This window comes from Micromonospora sp. NPDC050200 (assembly GCF_040656135.1).
In the GTDB taxonomy this organism is placed as follows: domain Bacteria; phylum Actinomycetota; class Actinomycetes; order Mycobacteriales; family Micromonosporaceae; genus Micromonospora.
In genome coordinates, this window is sequence record NZ_JBFALG010000025.1 from 81,823 (window position 1) to 98,763 (window position 16,941).

The 16,941-nt window shown below is 73.9% G+C and carries 20 protein-coding genes and 2 pseudogenes; 5 read left to right on the forward strand and 17 right to left on the reverse strand.

From position 1 onward, the window contains the following. Nucleotides 1-75: 75 nt before the first annotated feature. The 8 genes from AB0I41_RS18395 to AB0I41_RS18430 form a co-directional block, all read right to left on the reverse strand. Nucleotides 76-177 carry an AURKAIP1/COX24 domain-containing protein gene (locus AB0I41_RS18395; protein WP_007465623.1) on the reverse strand — a complete coding sequence of 34 codons (102 nt, stop codon included), beginning with the start codon at nt 175-177 and terminating at the stop codon, nt 76-78. Nucleotides 178-396: 219 nt separating this feature from the next. Further along, nucleotides 397-606 carry a helix-turn-helix domain-containing protein gene (locus AB0I41_RS18400; RefSeq protein ID WP_088960133.1) on the reverse strand — a complete coding sequence of 70 codons (210 nt, stop codon included), beginning with the start codon at nt 604-606 and terminating at the stop codon, nt 397-399. A gap of 248 nt (nt 607-854) precedes the next feature. Then, a complete protein-coding gene (locus AB0I41_RS18405) occupies nt 855-2,039 on the reverse strand; it encodes an ABC transporter permease (protein ID WP_357108618.1) in 1,185 nt (394 codons plus the stop codon). Beyond that, nucleotides 2,036-2,929, reverse strand: coding sequence for an ABC transporter ATP-binding protein (locus tag AB0I41_RS18410; protein ID WP_357108675.1), 894 nt, complete (start codon nt 2,927-2,929; stop codon nt 2,036-2,038). The genes AB0I41_RS18405 and AB0I41_RS18410 overlap by 4 nt, the downstream gene beginning before the upstream one ends. A 59-nt stretch (nt 2,930-2,988) precedes the next feature. Beyond that, nucleotides 2,989-4,368: an efflux RND transporter periplasmic adaptor subunit gene (locus tag AB0I41_RS18415; RefSeq protein WP_357108621.1), complete on the reverse strand. Its 1,380-nt coding sequence runs from the start codon at nt 4,366-4,368 to the stop codon at nt 2,989-2,991. Nucleotides 4,369-4,967: 599 nt separating this feature from the next. Continuing rightward, complete coding sequence (locus AB0I41_RS18420) at nt 4,968-5,303, reverse strand: YrdB family protein (RefSeq protein ID WP_357108624.1); 336 nt, start codon at nt 5,301-5,303, stop codon at nt 4,968-4,970. After that, nucleotides 5,303-5,881 (reverse strand): WHG domain-containing protein, encoded by a 579-nt coding sequence (locus AB0I41_RS18425; protein ID WP_357108626.1) that lies wholly within the window; start codon nt 5,879-5,881, stop codon nt 5,303-5,305. Before AB0I41_RS18425 ends, AB0I41_RS18420 begins: the two co-directional genes overlap by 1 nt. Next, entirely contained in the window at nt 5,874-6,665 is a 792-nt protein-coding gene (locus tag AB0I41_RS18430) for an alpha/beta fold hydrolase (RefSeq protein ID WP_357108629.1), read from the reverse strand. The genes AB0I41_RS18425 and AB0I41_RS18430 overlap by 8 nt, the downstream gene beginning before the upstream one ends. Nucleotides 6,666-6,725: 60 nt before the next feature. Between AB0I41_RS18430 and AB0I41_RS18435 the strand changes: the two are divergent. Continuing rightward, nucleotides 6,726-6,848, forward strand: a pseudogene (locus AB0I41_RS18435) (VOC family protein); the annotation flags it as partial. 1 nt (nt 6,849) lies between these two features. Here the strand turns inward: AB0I41_RS18435 and AB0I41_RS18440 are convergent. Further along, on the reverse strand, nt 6,850-7,770 hold the full coding sequence (locus tag AB0I41_RS18440) for a proline dehydrogenase family protein (protein ID WP_357108631.1): 921 nt from the start codon (nt 7,768-7,770) through the stop codon (nt 6,850-6,852). Between the two features lie 141 nt (nt 7,771-7,911). On the opposite strand from AB0I41_RS18440, the gene AB0I41_RS18445 reads away from it, so the two are divergent. From AB0I41_RS18445 to AB0I41_RS18455, 3 genes are read left to right on the forward strand one after another with little or no spacing between them, the layout of a single operon-like run. Continuing rightward, entirely contained in the window at nt 7,912-8,190 is a 279-nt protein-coding gene (locus tag AB0I41_RS18445; RefSeq protein WP_357108634.1) for a hypothetical protein, read from the forward strand. A 1-nt stretch (nt 8,191) separates the two neighbouring features. Then, a complete protein-coding gene (locus AB0I41_RS18450) occupies nt 8,192-9,358 on the forward strand; it encodes a glutathionylspermidine synthase family protein (protein ID WP_357108637.1) in 1,167 nt (388 codons plus the stop codon). A 19-nt stretch (nt 9,359-9,377) separates the two neighbouring features. Next, nucleotides 9,378-9,950, forward strand: coding sequence for a CGNR zinc finger domain-containing protein (locus AB0I41_RS18455; RefSeq protein WP_357108640.1), 573 nt, complete (start codon nt 9,378-9,380; stop codon nt 9,948-9,950). A gap of 19 nt (nt 9,951-9,969) precedes the next feature. Here the strand turns inward: AB0I41_RS18455 and AB0I41_RS18460 are convergent, their stop codons facing one another. Next, nucleotides 9,970-10,776: a sugar phosphate isomerase/epimerase gene (locus tag AB0I41_RS18460; protein WP_357108642.1), complete on the reverse strand. Its 807-nt coding sequence runs from the start codon at nt 10,774-10,776 to the stop codon at nt 9,970-9,972. A 76-nt stretch (nt 10,777-10,852) separates the two neighbouring features. Then, nucleotides 10,853-11,797, reverse strand: a complete 945-nt coding sequence (locus AB0I41_RS18465) for a Ppx/GppA phosphatase family protein (protein ID WP_357108646.1) — start codon at nt 11,795-11,797, stop codon at nt 10,853-10,855. A gap of 74 nt (nt 11,798-11,871) precedes the next feature. On the opposite strand from AB0I41_RS18465, the gene AB0I41_RS18470 reads away from it, so the two are divergent. After that, nucleotides 11,872-12,681 carry a hypothetical protein gene (locus AB0I41_RS18470; RefSeq protein ID WP_357108649.1) on the forward strand — a complete coding sequence of 270 codons (810 nt, stop codon included), beginning with the start codon at nt 11,872-11,874 and terminating at the stop codon, nt 12,679-12,681. Nucleotides 12,682-12,690: 9 nt separating this feature from the next. Here the strand turns inward: AB0I41_RS18470 and rraA are convergent, their stop codons facing one another. The 6 genes and pseudogenes from rraA to AB0I41_RS18500 all read right to left on the reverse strand — a co-directional run bounded on the left by rraA (nt 12,691) and on the right by AB0I41_RS18500 (nt 16,864). Continuing rightward, nucleotides 12,691-13,173: a ribonuclease E activity regulator RraA gene (rraA, locus tag AB0I41_RS18475; RefSeq protein WP_357108678.1), complete on the reverse strand. Its 483-nt coding sequence runs from the start codon at nt 13,171-13,173 to the stop codon at nt 12,691-12,693. Then, complete coding sequence (locus tag AB0I41_RS18480) at nt 13,167-13,736, reverse strand: MFS transporter (RefSeq protein WP_357108651.1); 570 nt, start codon at nt 13,734-13,736, stop codon at nt 13,167-13,169. The genes rraA and AB0I41_RS18480 overlap by 7 nt, the downstream gene beginning before the upstream one ends. Nucleotides 13,737-13,764: 28 nt before the next feature. After that, a pseudogene (locus AB0I41_RS18485) lies at nt 13,765-14,403 on the reverse strand (MFS transporter); the annotation flags it as partial. A 5-nt stretch (nt 14,404-14,408) separates the two neighbouring features. Further along, nucleotides 14,409-14,801 (reverse strand): universal stress protein, encoded by a 393-nt coding sequence (locus AB0I41_RS18490; protein WP_357108653.1) that lies wholly within the window; start codon nt 14,799-14,801, stop codon nt 14,409-14,411. After that, nucleotides 14,798-16,300, reverse strand: a complete 1,503-nt coding sequence (locus AB0I41_RS18495; RefSeq protein ID WP_357108656.1) for a tripartite tricarboxylate transporter permease — start codon at nt 16,298-16,300, stop codon at nt 14,798-14,800. The genes AB0I41_RS18490 and AB0I41_RS18495 overlap by 4 nt, the downstream gene beginning before the upstream one ends. Continuing rightward, nucleotides 16,301-16,864 carry a tripartite tricarboxylate transporter TctB family protein gene (locus AB0I41_RS18500; protein WP_357108681.1) on the reverse strand — a complete coding sequence of 188 codons (564 nt, stop codon included), beginning with the start codon at nt 16,862-16,864 and terminating at the stop codon, nt 16,301-16,303. Nucleotides 16,865-16,941 lie beyond the last annotated feature (77 nt).

The window sequence follows — 16,941 nt, forward strand, 5'->3', positions numbered from 1 at the left end:
GGCCTGATCACCTGAGCCTCCGAGGGTCGACTGTTGGCAAGTGGTGCCGGATGCCGGGCCGTGGCCCGGCATCGGTCACTTGCCGAGACGGCGACGCTGGACGCGGGTCTTGCGCAGCAGCTTGCGGTGCTTCTTCTTAGCCATGCGCTTGCGGCGCTTCTTGACCACCGAGCCCATACGACAGCCTTTCAATGCAAACGTGCGGGGCGGACCAGGGGCGCCACGTCGGTGGCGCCGGTGACCGCTTGCGGACAACGGACCGGACCAGCCTGGTGGCGTCGGGGCTCACCGGTGAGGGTCACGATCGGGTCCAGGGTAGCGGGAGCGCGTCAGCAGGACCAACGCGCCCCCGTCGATGCCCGTTACGTCGCACTCGGCGGACCGCCCAGGGGCGGGTCAGGCGGTTTCCTGAAAAGCGCCCCGAAGATAGTCGTGCACCGCGTGCTCGGGCACCCGGAACGACCGGCCGACCCGTACCGCGGTGAGTTCACCGCTGTGCACCAGGCGGTAGACCGTCATCTTGGACACCCGCATCACCGACGCCACCTCGGCGACGGTCAGGAACTTGACATCCGACAGCCGACCGTCGGACTGCGACCCGGCCATGGCTCACCCGACCCATCCCATGCGTGCCGAGCGACCGGAGCTTCCGTCCGGGCGGCAACGCGCGTGTTACCAGTACGGTAGCGGGGCCGCTGTGACCGGCGCGATCCCTTCGTACAACTGATCATGTACGGGCCGCCGTTCACCCGACCGTGATCTGCCGTTTCACCCCCGTGCACGCCGCCCGTCCCATTCCCGGGACCGGTGGCGGCGCAACTCCGCGCCCCCGTCGGCGGACGCGGCGGACGGGCTCACTCGGCGCGGAGGGCGACCACCGGGTCGAGCCGGCCGGCCCGCTGCGCCGGCACCACGCCGAAGACGATGCCCACCGCCGCCGACACCCCGAACGCCAGCGCCAGCGACCACCAGGTGATCGCGGCCGGGATCGGCGAGAAGGCGTCCACCAGCAGCGCGGCGCCCACGCCGAGCGCCATCCCGGTCAGCCCGCCGATCGCGGTGAGCAGCACCGCCTCCAGCAGGAACTGCACGCCGATGTCGCGGGGGCGGGCACCGACGGCCTTGCGCAGGCCGATCTCCCGGGTCCGTTCGCGCACGGAGACCAGCATGATGTTGGAGACGCCCACCCCGCCGACCAGCAGCGAGATGCCGGCGATGGCGGCGAGCACGCCGGTGAGCACCCCGAGGATGTCACCGAGTACGCCGAGAATCTGCTGCTGGGTGACCGCGCTGAACTCGGTGTCCGGGTGCCGACGGGACAACTCGGCGACGATCCGGTCCCCCAGCTCGCCGATCCGCTCCCGGTCCGGGGCCTTGACCGCGATGCCGTCCACCCGCTGGGTGCCCCAGAGCCGCTGTGCCGCGGTGACCGGCACGTGCACCTCGTCGTCCCGGTCGACGCCGAGGCTCTGCCCGAGCGGCGCGAAGACGCCGATCACCCGGAACCGGACGCCGGCGAGGGCGACCTGCTGGCCGAGCGGGTCCCGGTCGGGGAAGAGCGCGCGGGCGACCGACGCGCCGAGCACCGCCACCCGCCGGCTGGTGTCCACATCGGCGCCGGTGAGGTAGCGGCCCCGGGCGAGCGAGCGGGTGAAGACCGCCGGGGTGGTCTCCAGCACCCCCTGCACGGTGGTGAAGTCGGAGCGGTTGCCGGCCCGGGCCGTCGCGCCGGAGGCGATGGTGACCGCGACCCGGCCGGGGTCGCCGACCACCCGGGACACCGCGTCGACGTCGGCGAGGGTCAGCGGGGAGACCACCGGGGCGGTGCCCACGTCGATCCGGCCCGGCACCACCAGCAGCAGGTTCGAGCCGAGCCCTTCGACCTGCTGTTCGACCTTCTGCTTCGTACCGGTGCCGATGGCCACCAGCAGCACCACGGACGCCACCCCGATGATCACGCCGAGCATGGTCAGCGCGCTGCGCATCCGGTTGGCCAGCAGCGCGTCCAGCGCCACCCGCCACGCCTCGGCGACCCTCACGACGCCCCTCCGGCCTGCTCGCCGCCCGCCGGCTCCGCGGTACGCCCATCGGCCGCCGGATCGCGCGGAAGGCGTCCGGTGGCTCCGATGGCGCCACCGGAGCCACCGGACGGGTGCCCCGGGCCGCTTCCGGACGCGGACCGGGGCTCCGCGCTGGGAGCGTCCCCCAGTGTGTCAGGTCCGTCCACGCCCCCGGACGGCGGTCGATCATGAACGGTCGACGCGGTGTCGGAGACCACCACCCCGTCGCGCATCGCGATCCGCCGCCGGGCCCGGGCCGCCACCTCGCTGTCGTGGGTCACCAGCACCAGGGCCACTCCGGACTCGGCGTTGAGCTGCTCCAGCAGGGCCAGCACCGCCTGGCCGGTCACGGTGTCCAGGTTGCCGGTCGGCTCGTCGGCGAGCAGCACCGTCGGATCGGTGACCAGCGCCCGGGCGATCGCCACCCGCTGCTGCTCGCCGCCGGAGAGCTGGTTGGGGCGGTGGTGAAGCCGATGTCCCAGGCCGACCCGGCCGAGCATCGCCGCCGCCCGCTCGCGCCGCTGCCGGGCCCCGACGCCACGGTAGACCAACGGCAGCGCCACGTTGTCCACCGCCGACGTCCGCGGCAGCAGGTGGAACGCCTGGAAGACGAAGCCGATGGTCTCGTTGCGCAGCGTCGCCAACTCCGCCGCGGAGCGGGTGCCCACGTCCTGGCCGCCGATGACCAGACGTCCGCCGGTGGGCCGGTCCAGCCCGCCGAGCAGGTGCATCAGCGTCGACTTGCCGGAGCCGGACGGCCCGACCACGGCCACGTGGTCCCCCGGCGCCACGGTCAGCGACACGCCGCGCAGTGCCGGCACCGCCACCCCGTCGAGTTCATAGGTCCGGGAGACGTCCACCGCCTCGATCGCAGGCGGCCGAGGCGGCGGCCCCGTCGGAGCAGCGCCCGACCCGCCCGTCGGGGCGGTCACCGGACCTCCTGGCCGTCGGTGACCTCGTCGGCGCCGCGGATCACCACCCGGTCGCCGGCCTGCACCCCGTCGAGGATCTGCACCAGGTCGGGCCCCTGCACGCCCACGGTCACCGGGGCGCGGTCGGCCTTCCCGTCGCGGACCACCCAGACCGAGTCCCGACCGTCGGCGGAGAAGACCGCCGAGGCGGGGACCGTGATCGCGTCGACGGCCTGGCGTACCTGGAGGTGGACGATGGCGTTCATGCCGGGGCGGGGCGTCGGCGCGGGCCCGCCCTCGCCCAGCTTCCCGGCGCCGAGGGCGAGGCGCACCCGGTAGGTCACCCCGCCCCGGGCGGAGCTGGTGGGTAGCACGTCGACCGAGCGGACCGTGGCCTCGTACGCCGCCCCGGTGACCGCGTCCAGCTCGACCGTCGCGGTCAGCCCGGGCCGGACCAGCAGCACGTCCGTCTCGTCCACCTCGGCGGCCAGGCCGAGCGCGCCGGTGTCCACGATGGTCAGGATCGCCGCACCGGCGGTGACCCGACCACCGGCACCGATCGCGTCGTCCACCCCCGGCGGGGGCGCCGCCTGGGCCGGAGCCAGCGCCGACGGGTCGAGACCGGCGGGCAGCTGACCGCCGCCGAGCAGCGCGTCGAGACCGGTTCCGCCACCGGCCGGGGTGCCGCCCGGCTGGACCACTCCCCCGATCGGGGCGCGCAGGGTCAGCGCGTCGACGGTCGCCTTCGCCAGGTCGTACGCCTGCTGGGCCTGGAGCCGCTGCGCGGACGACAGCGCACCCACGGCGGAGTTCAACCCCGCGACGCCCCGCTGCACCGAGCGGACCGCCTGATCGGCGCTGCGCGCGGCGGCGGCGTACTGCTTCTGCGCGGAGATCACCTGGGTCAGCAGCGCGTCCCGAAGCTGCTCGTCGGCGATCTTGTTCGCGGCGTCCCGGGCGACATCGAACGCCTCGTCGGCGGCCTTGTCGGTGCCGCGCCGGCTGCCGGTCAGGTCACCCGTGCCGACGCCCCGACCGGCGCGCTTCGCGGCGATCAGCGCCTCCTTCGACTGGCGGAGCCGCTGCTGAGCGGAGGGCGAGTCGACCACGGCGAGGACCTGGCCGCGCTTCACCCGCTGCCCGGGCTGGACTCGCAGGCTGGCCAGGATGCCGTCGGCGGGGGCGGTGAGGGTGGCGGCGGCCCGGGCGGTCACGGTCGCCGGGGCGTCGATGACCTCGGCCACCGCGGATCGTTCCGCGGTGGCCGAGGTGACGTTCGACTTCTCGTCGCCGCATGAGGCGGCGGTGGTGGCCATCAGGACGCTGACGGCGACCAGGACGGTGAGCAGGCGGGGCCGCGTGGCTCTGGGGGGCCGCGGCGGGTGGGGGCGGCGCACCGCTCGATGCTAAGGGGGCAGCGCACGAACAGCACCATGCGCTGGTCTGCCGGACACTCGGGCACCGGTTCCTGGATCCTGCGTCCGGTCTCACCAGAGCCCGGCCCAGGCACCGCCCCGCCCCGCCCGCCGGGACCGACGCGGCGGGGACGGACGGGCCGGGACCGGACGGGCCGGGACCGGACGGGCCGGGACCGGACGTCGTGCTGGCGTCCTTTGGAGCTGATGACGTGAACGAATCAGCCCCGGACCGCAGCGACAACGAATCGGCCGCACACCGCAGCGACGCAGTGGGAAGGCACCGATGGCAGTGGGAGACGGGCGGAGCAGTGGGAACGCGCCGATGGTAGCGGCTGGTGGCGGCGGCCGGTGTCCGGCGACGACGACCATGCCCGGCGACGGGCGCGTGAAGCGGTACGGGCGAGGTAGCTCTGCTCTCCGTCAGGACCGACTGATTCGTTTACGACATCAGTTCCAAAGGACACCACAGGTGGGCACGGCAGCCGGACGGCCCCGGCCCCGCCAACGGCCCGGCAGACGCAGCGGAGGGGACCGAGGTCGGACCGGGCGTCCGGCTCGGCCGCGCGGCAGGGCGGGGATCAGACCGGCTCGCCCGCGAGGCGGAGCAGGACGCTGTCCGCCACCCACAGGACCACCAGCAGGACCGCCGGCACCGGCCGGCCGGCCAGCGCGAGCAGCACGCCGCCGGTGACGAAGCAGGCCGCCTGGGCGGCGTACTTGGCGGCGGCCGGGAGCGGCACGGCCGCCCGGGGCGAGCAGAAGGTCCCCCAGAGGACCGCGATCAGCAGGGGCGCACCGAGCCCGGCGAGCAGCCGCACCGGCAGGCGGGCGTCGAGGGTGAACCCCCACCAGCCGGCGGCGACGAGCAGGGCCAGCTCCAGCAGGAAGGCGAATGCCAGCAGCACGGCCGTCATCAGGACCTCCCCGGGTCGGGCCAGTTCCGGAACGCGATGTCCAGGGTGGCCACCAGTTGATCGAAGGAACGGTCGATCTCCCGAGGCAGCCCGAACCCGCCCGCCGCCTCCAGGGTCACGAACCCGTGCACGGCACTGCGGAAGATCCGGGCCGCGTCGACCGCGGCGTCGCCGGTCAGGCCGTACCCGTGCAGGATCGCGTAGACGGCGTCGACCGCCCGCCGGCCGGCCTCGACGTGCTCGGGGTCGCTCGCGTCGGGCACCTGCTGCGCCGCGGGATAGCGGCCGGGATGCCGGTGGCCGTATCCCCGCCAGGCATCGGCGACCGCGCGCAGCGCGTCCCGACCGGCCCGCCCGGCAGCCGCCGAGGTCATCTCGGCGGCCAGTTCGGCGACGGCCAGCGCGGCCAGCTTCTGACTCAACGCGTCGGCGCCCTTGACGTGCTTGTAGAGGCTGGGCAGCGCGACGCCGAGCCGGCCGGCCAGCGCGGCCAGGGTCAGCCGCTCGAAGCCGACCTCGTCGGCGAGGCGGGCCGCCTCGCGGACCACCGTCGACGGGGTGAGCCCGGCCCTAGGCACGGGAGGTCACCGCCAGGAACTCGACCAGTTGGGCGGCGGTGGCCGCCGGCCGGTCGGCGTGCGGGTAGTGGCCGGAGTCGGCGATCATGCGGGCCTCGGCGGTGGCGAAGAGCCGGCGGGCGGCGCGCGCCTCGGCTCCCGGGTCGGCGAAGTCGGGGTCCTGCGCGCCCATCAGCACCAGCACCGGCTGCCGCACGTCGGCCGCCCGCGCCGTCCAGTACGGGGCGACCGGCGCGATCACCCCACGGACCGCCGCCATCCGGCCGCGCAGGCCGGCGACCAGCTCCCTGCGGTACGCGGCGTCGTCGGCGGGCCGGTCGCAGGGAAAGAGCGTCCGGTGGAACATGCCGAACAGCCGGGGGCTGCGCAGCACCGCCGCCTGGGCGAGCCGCATCGCCGGGTTGGGCCTGGGCTCGGCGACGAACGCGCCGATCTGCACGATGCCGTTGACCAGCTCGGGCGCGTCGCCGGCGGCGAAGACCACGGCCGCCGCGCTGGACGAGCTGCCGACCAGGGTGGCCGGGCCGCCGAGGGTACGCACCACGGCCAGCAGGTCGGCGCCGACCTCGGCGGGGGCGTACGACGGCCAGTGCGCGCTGGAGTCGCCGTGCCCCCGGACGTCCACCGAGGCCACCCGGTAGCCGGCCTCGACCAGCAGCGGGATCAGGTGACGGAAGGACCGCCGGTTCTCCCCCATGCCGTGCGAGAGGACCACCAGCGGGCCCTCGCCGTGCACCTCGTACGCGATGGTGCCGCCGTCCCGCTCCAGCTGGCTAATCTTCATAGCCAAAAAGCTAATGCAATTAGCCTTGTCCGTCAAGGGTGGGGCTTGACGGTCGCGACACTGGAACGGGCCGGCGGGACGAGGGTCTCCGCCGGCCCGTACTGGGACCGCTGGGGGGTGACGGTGGCCGATCCGGACGGCTACCGGCTGGTGCTGAGCACCCGGGGCTGGTCGAACGGCTGAGTCACTTCTTGGAGACCAGCGCCCGGCCGAAGAACATCAGGTTCGCGGGCCGCTCGGCGAGCCGGCGCATCAGGTAGCCGTACCAGTCCTCGCCGTAGGGCAGGTAGGTCCGCACGGTGTACCCCTCGCCGACCAGCCGGGCCTGCTCCTCCGGCCGGATGCCGTACAGCATCTGGAACTCGAAGCGGTCCGGGCCGCGGTCGAACCAGCGGGCCCGGTCCTCGCCGATGGCGATCAGGCGCGGGTCGTGGGTGGCCAGCATCGGGTAGCCGTCCCCGGACATCAGCACGTTCAGGCAGCGGACGTACGACTTGTCCACCTCGCGGGCCGACTGGTACGCCACCGACTCCGGCTCCTTGTACGCGCCCTTGCAGAGCCGTACCCGGGACCCGGCACCGGCCAGCTCGCGGCAGTCCGACTCGGTCCGCCGCAGGTACGCCTGGAGCACCGCGCCGGTCGACGGGTGGTCCTTGCGCAGGTCGGCCAGCACGCTCAGGGTCGAGTCGGTGGTGGTGTGGTCCTCCATGTCGAGGGTGACCGTGGTGCCCGCCTCGTCGGCCGCCGCGCAGATCGCCCGGGCGTTGTCGTACGCCAACTGCTCGTCGAACTTCTGGCCGAGCGCGGAGAGCTTCACGCTGACCTCGGCGGCCGGGGTGAGCCCGGCGGCGGAGAGCAGCTTCAGCAGCTTGAGGTACTCGTCGCGGGTGGCGTTGGCCTGCTCGGAGGTGACGGTGTCCTCGCCGAGGTTGTCGAGGGTGACCGCGAGGCCGTCGCCGACGAGCTCGCGGGTCGCGCGCAACGCGTCGTCGGTGCCGGCGCCGGCGACGAACCGGCGGACGACGTCCCGGGTGAACGGGGCCGTCGCGATGAGCCGCTCGACCTGGGATGACCGGGAGGCGGCGAGGATGACGGAACGGAGCATGAGCCGAGCGTATCGCCCGTGCGCCGGGCTCCGCCGGGGGGCGGCCGGGCCGCCGGGACGGCCGGTGACAGGCGTCCCAACCGCATCACGGGCACCGTCCGGGGGACGACGGGAGTGGTGTCGATCAGCTACAACGATGCCGTGGATCGACACCCCCGCCGCCGGCTCCGGTCGGCCTCCGTGCAGCTCGGCGCGCTCACCGCCCTGGCGCTCGCCCTCTCCGGCTGCAACCTGACCTCCGACGACGATGATGACGACGACTGCGCCCTCGGCCCGGCCGGCGGCGGGGACACCGTCGCGCTGGCGCTGCGGGTCCCGGCCGTCACCACCGGCGCGGGCGGCGCCGAGCCCCGGCCGGTGGCCGCGGCCCTGCCCGAGCGCGGCGGCTTCGGCACGCACCTCGCCTCCTGCGGCGGCTGAGGTGCGGCGCGAGGCGGCCACCCCCCGGCCGAACTGGGACGCCACCATCCGCGCTCAGGGCCTGGTGTACGTCGACACCGAACTGCCCGACGGCGGGACCATGTCGTACTGGGACGAGACGGCCGCGTACGTCTTCGACCTGGCCGAGGTACTGCGGCTGGAGGAGGCGACGGAGGAACTGCACCGGATGTCGGTGGCCGCGGCCGAGCACGTCGTCGCCCGCGGCCGGTACGCCGAGTTCGGCATCCCGGCCTGGGCCGCCGAGGCGGTCGCCCGGTCGCTGCGCGAGCGGCCGCCGACCCTCTACGGCCGCTTCGACCTCTGGTACGACGGCAGCTGGCCGCCGAAACTGCTGGAGTACAACGCCGACACCCCCACCGCCCTGGTCGAGGCGAGCATCATCCAGTGGTACTGGCTGGAGCAGACGCACCCGGACGCCGACCAGTGGAACAGCCTGCACGAGCGGCTGGTGGGCGCCTGGGCGAAGATCGGCGCCGGCCTGCACGACAGGCGGGTGCACGTGGCCTGGTCGAACGAGGAGGAGTCCGGCGAGGACCAGATCACCGCCGGGTACCTGGCCGAGACCGCCCGCCAGGCCGGGCTGGACGTCACGCTGCTGCCGATCCAGCACGTCGGCTGGAACGGCCGGCGCTTCGTCGACGCGGACGACCGGCCGGTGACCACCTGCTTCAAGCTCTACCCGTGGGAGTGGATGCTGGCCGAGCCGTACGGGCCGGCGGCGCTGGAGCCGGGCACCCCGACCACCTGGATCGAGCCGGCCTGGAAGCTGCTGCTGTCCAACAAGGCGCTGCTCGCCGTGCTCTGGGAGCTGTACCCGGGCCACGAGTACCTGCTGCCGGCCTACCTGGACTCGCCGCGCGGGATGCCGGAGTACGTGGCGAAGCCGCTGCTCGGCCGGGAGGGCGCGTCGGTGCGGATCGTCACCGGCGACGCCGAGATCACCAGTCCGGGCGGCTACGGCGACGAGGGCTTCTGCTACCAGGAGTTCCGGGCGCTGCCGGAGTTCGCCGGCAACCGTACGGTGCTGGGGAGCTGGATCGTGGACGGCGAGTCGGCCGGAGTCGGCGTCCGGGAGAGCGGAAGCCTCATCACCGACGGTTACGCGCGGTTCCTGCCGCACTACATCGACGCGCCGCGCACCCCGTGAGTCGTCTACCGTTGGTGGCGTGAATTTCGACGCGTACGCCCGGACCGGCGTTGACCTCGTCAACGCCCCTCTGGACGACCTCGACGACCTGCGGGCCCTCTTCCCGGACGACAACGCGTGGATGCGCGACGAGGTCGCCGAACGGGACCTGGCGATCTTCCGGCGGGCGCAGAAGCGCCTGCGTGACGTGTTCGAGTACGGCACCTCGGGGCGGGACGTCCAGGCGGTGGCCGAGCTGAACGCCCTGCTGGAGGCGTTCCCGGTGCAGCCGCGGATCTCCGGCCACGACTCCAGCGACTGGCACATGCACGTGACCAGCCGGGGCGCGTCGGTCAGCGCGGAATACCTGGCCGGCGCGGTCTGGGGCCTGTCGGTCTGGCTCTGCGAGTACGGCAGCGCCCGGTTCGGGGTCTGCGCCGACGAGCGCTGCGGCAACGTCTACCTGGACACCTCGTCCAACTGCTGCCGGCGGTTCTGCTCGGAGCGCTGCGCCACCCGCTCCCACGTGGCCGCCCACCGCGCCCGCAAGCGCGCCGCCGTCGATCAACTCCCCGTCCCCACCCAACCCGACTCCCTCACCCCCGCCCGCTGACCCACCCCGGCGGGTGGGGTCAGGCGTCGATCGGGGAGGGGGCGGTGAGGTGGGCGCGGGCGAAGGCCAGGGCCTCGCGGAGGTCGGCCTCGCGGACGGCGCGGCTCTTCGCGCCCCGGGTGGTCACCTCGACGGCGACGGAGCCGGTGAAGCCCCGGCCGGCCAGCGAGCGCAGCAGCTCGGCGCAGGGCTGGCTGCCGCGCCCGGGCACCAGGTGCTCGTCGCGCCCCTCGCCGGTGCCGTCGCCGAGGTGCACGTGCGCCAGGCGGTCGCCCATCCGGTCCGCCATCGCCAGCGAGTCGGTGTGCGAGGCGGCGCAGTGCGACAGGTCGAGGGTGTAGGAGGCGTACCCGGCCCCGGTGGGATCCCAGCCCGGCACGTACGGCACGAACTGCCGGCCGGCCATCCGCACCGGGTACATGTTCTCCACCGGGAAGCGCAGGTCCGGGTACTCGCCGGCGATCGCGTCGAGCCCGCCCGCGAAGTTGCGCGCGTAGTCCCGCTGCCAGGTGAAGGGCGGGTGCACCACCACCGTCGGCGCCCCCAGGGTCGCGGCCAGCTCCCCCGACCGGCGCAGCCGCTCCCAGGGGTCGGGGCTCCACACCCGCTGGGTCACCAGCAGGCACGGCGCGTGCACCGAGAGGACCGGCACGCCGTAGTGCTCGGAGAGGCCGCGCAGCGCGCCGGCGTCCTGGCTCACGGCGTCGGTCCAGACCATCACCTCGACGCCGTCGTAGCCGAGCGCCGCGGCCAGCTGGAACGCCGCGGCGGTCCGCTCAGGGAAGACCGAGGAGGTGGACAGGAGCACCGGGACGCGGGAAGTCACACCTCTCAGGGTAGCCCGACCGGTCACCACGCTTCAGGACGAGCAGCGTCAAATGACGCAGAACGACCGACACGGATCACATCGGCTCCAGCTGATCCAATCGTCTGAGGATGACGCCCTCCCGCAGCGCCCACGGGCAGATGTCCAGCGACGGTACGTCCAGGCGGCGCAGCACCGCCTCGGCCACCACCGCCCCGCCGAGCAGCTGGTGCGCCCGCCCCGCGCTGACCCCCTCCAGCTCGGCCAGTTGGGCCGGCGGGATGTGCCGGATGAAGCCGATCACCTGCCGCAGGCCGGTACGGGTGAGGCTGCGCCGGGCCCAGAGCCCGGCGCCGGAGGGTGCCGCGCCGGCCAGCCGGGCCAGCATCCGGAAGGTCTTGGAGGTGGCGACGGGACGTTCCCAGCCCACCCCGGTCAGCTTCTCCACCACCGGGTCGAGCAGCGCGTCGACGTACTCCCGCAGCTCCTCCACGGCCTCGGCGGACGGCGGTGCCTGCCCGGCCGGGTCCATCCGCAGCCGCTCCCGGCTCAACCGCCCCGCCCCCAGCGGCAGCGAGACCGCGACGTCCGGGTCCTCGTCGATGCCGGCCGCCAACTCCAGCGAGCCGCCGCCGATGTCCATCACCAGCAGCCGCCCGGCCGACCAGCCGAACCACCGCCGGACCGCGAGGAAGGTCATCCGCGCCTCGTCCGCGCCGGAGAGCACCTCCAGCCGTACCCCGGTCTCGTCGTGGACCCGGGCCAGCACCTCGGCGGCGTTGGTGGCGTCGCGCACCGCGGAGGTGGCGAACGGGAGCAGGTCGTCGACGGCCAGCCCGGCGGCGGCGCTCCGCGCCATGCCGACCGCCTTGACCAGACCGTCGGCGCCCTCCTCGGTCAGCGCGCCGTCCGGGCCGATCTGCTCGGCCAGCCGGAGCACCACCTTCTCCGAGTGCGCCGGCCAGGGGTGCGCCCCGTGGTGGGCGTCGACCACCAGCAGGTGCACCGTGTTGGAACCGACGTCGAGGACACCCATCCGCATGCTGTCGACCCTAGGGCCAACGCGTTTCCGTGGCTCGCCGGCCGGCGCCGCTCACCCCGCGTACGCTGGTCCGGGTGACGAGCCAGGTGGAAGTGCACGGGCTGGTGGACGACCCGGACGACCCGCGCAGCCGTGAGGTGGAGCTCGACTTCCCCCGCGAGTGGATCGAGTTCGTCGACCCGGCCGACGAGCGGCACCTGGTCCGGGCCGACCTGACCTGGCTGCTCTCCCGCTGGACGTGCGTCTTCGGCAAGGGCTGCCACGGCATCATCGCCGGCCGGGCCGCCGACGGCTGCTGCTCGCACGGCGCGTTCTTCACCGACTCCGACGACGAGAAGCGGGTCCGGGCCGCGGTCAAGCGGCTCACCCCGCAGACCTGGCAGCACTTCCGCAGGGGCTTCAAGAACTGGACCGAGAACGACACGATCGACGGCAAGAACCCGGCCCGGCGCACCGCCACCCGCGAGGTCGACGCGCCGTGCGTGTTCCTCAACGACGCCGACTTCCCCGGCGGTGGCGGCTGCGCCCTGCACGGCCAGGCGCTGCGCGACGGGGTGCACCCGCTGGAATACAAGCCGGACGTCTGCTGGCAGCTGCCGATCCGCCGCGAGCAGGAGTGGAGCAAGCGGCCCGACAACACCAAGGTGCTGGTCTCGACGCTGACCGAGTTCGACCGGCGGGGCTGGGGCGCGGGCGGGCACGACCTGGACTGGTGGTGCACCTCCTCCACCGACGCGCACGTCGGCACCGAGCCGATGTACGTCTCGTACGGCCCGGAGCTGACCGCGCTGATCGGCGCGCCCGCGTACGTGAAGCTGGCGGAGTTGTGCGGGGCCCGGCTGAGCCAGGGCCAGGTCGCCCCGCACCCGGCCAGCGAGCGCTGACCGGCGGCGCTACTCCCGCACGTCGGCCGGCAGGACGACCACGCCGTCGTCGTCGCTGTGCACCTCGGCCCCGGGCGTGAAGACGCAGTTGCCGAACGACACCGGCACGTCCCGCTCGCCGGCTCCCGTCTTCGCGCTCTTGCGCGGGTTGGCGCCGAGCGCCTTGATGCCGATCGGCAGGGCGGCCAGCGCGGTGACGTCCCGGACCGCGCCGTTGATCACCACCCCGGCCCACCCGTTCTCCACCGCGCTGCCGGCGATCAGGTCGCCCATCAGGGCGGTGTGCACCGATCCACCACCGTCCACCACCAGCACCCGGCCCGCCCCCGGCTCGGCGAGGATCGACTTGACCAGGGCGTTGTCCTCGAAGCAGCGCACCGTGACGGCCGGCCCCGCGAAGGCGCGGACGCCACCGTACTGGCGCAGCTGGGTGTCGCACGAGCCGAGCACGTCGCCGTACCGGTCGTAGAGGTCGGCGGTGGGAGTCAGCATGGTTCTTCCCTCTCTGGTTCGGCCGGATCGGCGGGTGGGCTCCGGTGCAGGCCGGCCGCGGCGACGGCCGCGCCGGCCAGGCCGGCGGCGGTGCAGGCGAGCACGCCCGCCGCTCCGGCGCCGGCGGCGAGCGCACCGGCGACGCTCGGGATGATCACCTGGCCGAGCCGGTTGCCGGTGAGTCGCAGGGACATCGCCCGACCGCGCAGCCCGGGCGGGGCGGACTCGGCCAGGAACGACATGGTCAGTGGTTGCCCGGCGCCCAGGCCCAGCCCGGAGACCGTGACCACCACCACCATCGCCCAGAGCGGCAGGGGCGGCAGCAGCAGCCCGAGACCGGCGGCGGAGAGCGCGACGGTGCCGACCAGCAGCCGGCGCCGGCCGACGGCGGCGACCAGCCGGCCGAGCAGCAGCCGCGAGGCCATCGACGCGACCGCCCGCAACCCCAGCAGTACGCCGATGGAGCCGGCGGCGATGCCCCGCTCGGCGCCGAGGGCGGGCAGGTAGACCAGGGTGATGTCGACCGCCGCGAGGACGACGCAGCTGACCGCGAGGGCGCGCACCAGTCCGGGCTGGCGGAGCAGGCCGCCCATTCCGCCGGGCGGCCGGCCCGGCCGGCTGCCGGTGGTGCCCCGACGGGCGGAGGAACGCGGCGGCCACCAGCAGCGGCAGGGTGAGCGCGGTGGCGCCGAGGAAGATCGCCCCGGTGTCCGGGATCGGGCGGTTCCCGCCGAAGGCCACGATCAGCCCGGGGCCGAGCGCCTGGCCGAGCGAGGCGGCGAAGGTGTAGTAGCCGAACGCCGCGTCGTACCGGTTCGCCGGGGTGCGGTTGGCGACCAGCGCCTGCTGCCCGACCACCGCGCAGAGGTGCGCGGTGCCGAGGACCATGCTGGCCACGACCAGGCCGGCGACCGAGTCCGCGAAGAGCACGAAGCAGGCGCCGGCGGCGGTGAGCAGACCCGACCCGGCCAGCACGATCCGGCGTTCGCCGAACCGGTCGACCGCGTGGCCGGAGGGGACCGCCAGCACCAGCGGTACGACGGCGAAGCTGGCCCCGAGCACGCCGAGCCAGGCCGCCGGCACGTCCAGGTCCAGCGCCCGGTACGCGGACGCCGGACGCAGCATGAAGGTGACCGCCTGCACCACGACGGTGTGCGTGAGCAGCAGGCCCGTCTGGGTACGCACGGGGACCCCGGTCAGCCCGGGGCCCCCGTGGACAGCGCGGGACATCCCACTCAGTCGGCCTTCACCGCGAGCACCGGGCACGGCACCCGGAGCAGGATCTCCTGCGCGGTCGACCCCATGATCAGCTTGCCCACCGGGGTGCGGTGCCGGATGCCGATCACCACCAGCGAGATCTCCTCCGCCTCGACGATCTCCGCGATCTCCTCGGCCGCGTCCTTGCCCCGGACGAGCTGCCGGACGGTGTGCGGCACGTCGTCCGCGGTCAACTCGCGGACCACCCGCTCCAGGTCGCCCTCCTGGGCGAAGCGCGGGTCGACGTACGCGTCGCCGCGCGAGGTGTTCACCACCAGCAGCGCCTCGTCCCGGAACCGGGCCTGCTCCACCGCGGCACGCAGCGCCGCCTCACCGAGCGCCGAGGGGACGTACCCCACCAGGATGGTCATCCGGTCACCAGCCTTTCCCGAACAGGTCGGACCACGAACCGCCGGAGCAGCGGCCAGAGCAGGACCACCGCGACGATGGCGTAGATCAGCCAGGACACCCAGCCGCCGACCAGCCCGTGCAGCTCACCACCGGAGAGCTGCAACGCCCGCCGGCCCTGCAGTTCGGCGCGGGGCCCGAGAATCACCCCGACGATCAGCGGCAGGATCGGCAGCCCGAAGCGGCGCATGCCGAACCCGAGCAGGCCGAGGGTGAGCAGCAGGAACAGGTCGAACGGCGAGGCGTTGACCGCGTACGCGCCCATCGTGGCGAAGAAGAGGATCCCGGCGTACAGGTACGGGCGCGGGATCCGCAGCAGCCGTGCCCAGGCGGGGGCGAGCGGCAGGTTGAGCACCAGCAGCAGCAGGTTGCCGACGAAGAGGCTGGCGATCAGCGTCCACACCAGGCCGGACTCCTGCGTGAGCAGCAACGGACCGGGCTGGATGCCGTACTGCTGGAAGGCGGCCAGCATCACCGCGGCGGTGGCGTTGGTGGGCAGGCCGATCGCCAGCAGCGGCACCAACGTGCCGGCGGCGGAGGCGTTGTTGGCCGCCTCCGGGCCGGCGACGCCTTCGATCGCGCCCCGGCCGAACTCCTCCGGGTGCTTCGTGAGCTTCTTCTCGGTGGTGTACGACAGGAAGGTGGGGATCTCCGCCCCGCCCGCCGGCAGCGCCCCGAACGGGAACCCGAACGCGGTGCCGCGCAGCCACGGCTTCCAGGACCGCTTCCAGTCCTGCTTCCCCATCCACGGCCGGCCGACCGGGATCACCTCCGCGGCCCGGCGGCGCAGGTGCGCGGCGATCCAGAGCGCCTCGCCGACGGCGAAGATGCCGACCGCCACCACGACCACGTCGATGCCGTCGGCGAGCTGCGGCAGCCCGAAGGTGAGGCGCTGTTGGCCGCTCTGGTCGATGCCGATCACGCCGATCACCAGGCCGATCAGCAGCGAGGCGAAGCCGCGTACCCGGGAGGAGCCGAGCACCGCGGTGACCGCGACGAACGACAGCAGCATCACCGCGAAGTAGTCCGGCGCACCGAGGCTGACCGCGAACGTCACCACCGGCGGCATCACCAGGACGAGCGCCAGGGTCGCGATGGTGCCGGCGACGAACGAGCCGATCGCGGCGGTGGCCAGGGCCTGCGAGGCCCGGCCCACCTTGGCCATCTTGTTGCCCTCGATCGCGGTCACCACCGAGGACGACTCGCCAGGGGTGTTGAGCAGGATGGAGGTGGTCGAGCCGCCGTACATGCCGCCGTAGAAGATGCCGGCGAACATGATGAACGCCTGGGTGGGCTCCATCCCGTAGGTGACCGGCAGCAGCAGCGCCACGGTCATCGCCGGCCCGATGCCGGGGAGCACCCCGACGGCGGTGCCGATGGTGACGCCGAGCAGCGCGATCAGCAGGTTCATCGGGGTCACCACGTTGGCGAACCCGTCGAGCAGATTGCCGAGGTTGTCCATCTACAGGATCCCTTGCAGCACGCCGGCGGGCAGGTTGACGCCGAGCCCGATGGCGAACGTGTAGAACGTGATCAGCGACAGCGCGACGGCGATCAGCAGGTTGCGGACGTAGTGCCGGTTGCCCAGCGCGAACGCGGAGCCCCAGAAGAGCAGGGTCCCGCTGATCACCCAGCCGAGCCGGTCGATCAGCACGGCGTTGACCAGGAACGCGCCGATCAGCAGCAGCACGGTCCGCCAGTCGATCGGGCTGCTCAGGTCGACGTCCTCGCCGGCCTCCGGCTCACCGGCGCCGCCGCGGGCCACGTCGACCGCGTAGACCGCCGCGACGATCAGCAGCAGCACGCCGAGCAGGATCGGCACCGGCTTCGGGCCGATCGGGTCGGCGGTGTTGAGGGCGTGCCCGATCCGGGTCGCGTCGAAGATCACCAGCGCGCCGACCAGGGCGAGGAACGCGCACACCCCGTACTGGGCCCGGTCCGGCTTGCGCGCCGGGGCGGCCTCGGCCGCCGGGTCCGCGTCGCTCGGCGGGACGTCGGCCGCGCCGGGCCGCGCCTGCTCGGGCAGGTGGGGCGTACGCTCCGCGGCCGGCTCGGCGTCGCTCGCGGCGGGGGCCGCCGACCCGGCGGGGCAGCCCGCCGGGT

What these genes read in the sequence shown, in the direction of transcription:
- AB0I41_RS18440 (WP_357108631.1), bottom strand. Translation starts at nt 7,770, where the DNA reads ATGCTCCGTTCCGTCATCCTCGCCGCCTCCCGGTCATCCCAGGTCGAG.
- AB0I41_RS18490 (WP_357108653.1), bottom strand. Translation starts at nt 14,801, where the DNA reads ATGACCATCCTGGTGGGGTACGTCCCCTCGGCGCTCGGTGAGGCGGCG.
- AB0I41_RS18465 (WP_357108646.1), bottom strand. Translation starts at nt 11,797, where the DNA reads ATGCGGATGGGTGTCCTCGACGTCGGTTCCAACACGGTGCACCTGCTG.
- AB0I41_RS18420 (WP_357108624.1), bottom strand. Translation starts at nt 5,303, where the DNA reads ATGACGGCCGTGCTGCTGGCATTCGCCTTCCTGCTGGAGCTGGCCCTG.
- AB0I41_RS18400 (WP_088960133.1), bottom strand. Translation starts at nt 606, where the DNA reads ATGGCCGGGTCGCAGTCCGACGGTCGGCTGTCGGATGTCAAGTTCCTG.
- AB0I41_RS18395 (WP_007465623.1), bottom strand. Translation starts at nt 177, where the DNA reads ATGGGCTCGGTGGTCAAGAAGCGCCGCAAGCGCATGGCTAAGAAGAAG.
- rraA (WP_357108678.1), bottom strand. Translation starts at nt 13,173, where the DNA reads ATGCTGACTCCCACCGCCGACCTCTACGACCGGTACGGCGACGTGCTC.
- AB0I41_RS18495 (WP_357108656.1), bottom strand. Translation starts at nt 16,300, where the DNA reads ATGGACAACCTCGGCAATCTGCTCGACGGGTTCGCCAACGTGGTGACC.
- AB0I41_RS18430 (WP_357108629.1), bottom strand. Translation starts at nt 6,665, where the DNA reads ATGAAGATTAGCCAGCTGGAGCGGGACGGCGGCACCATCGCGTACGAG.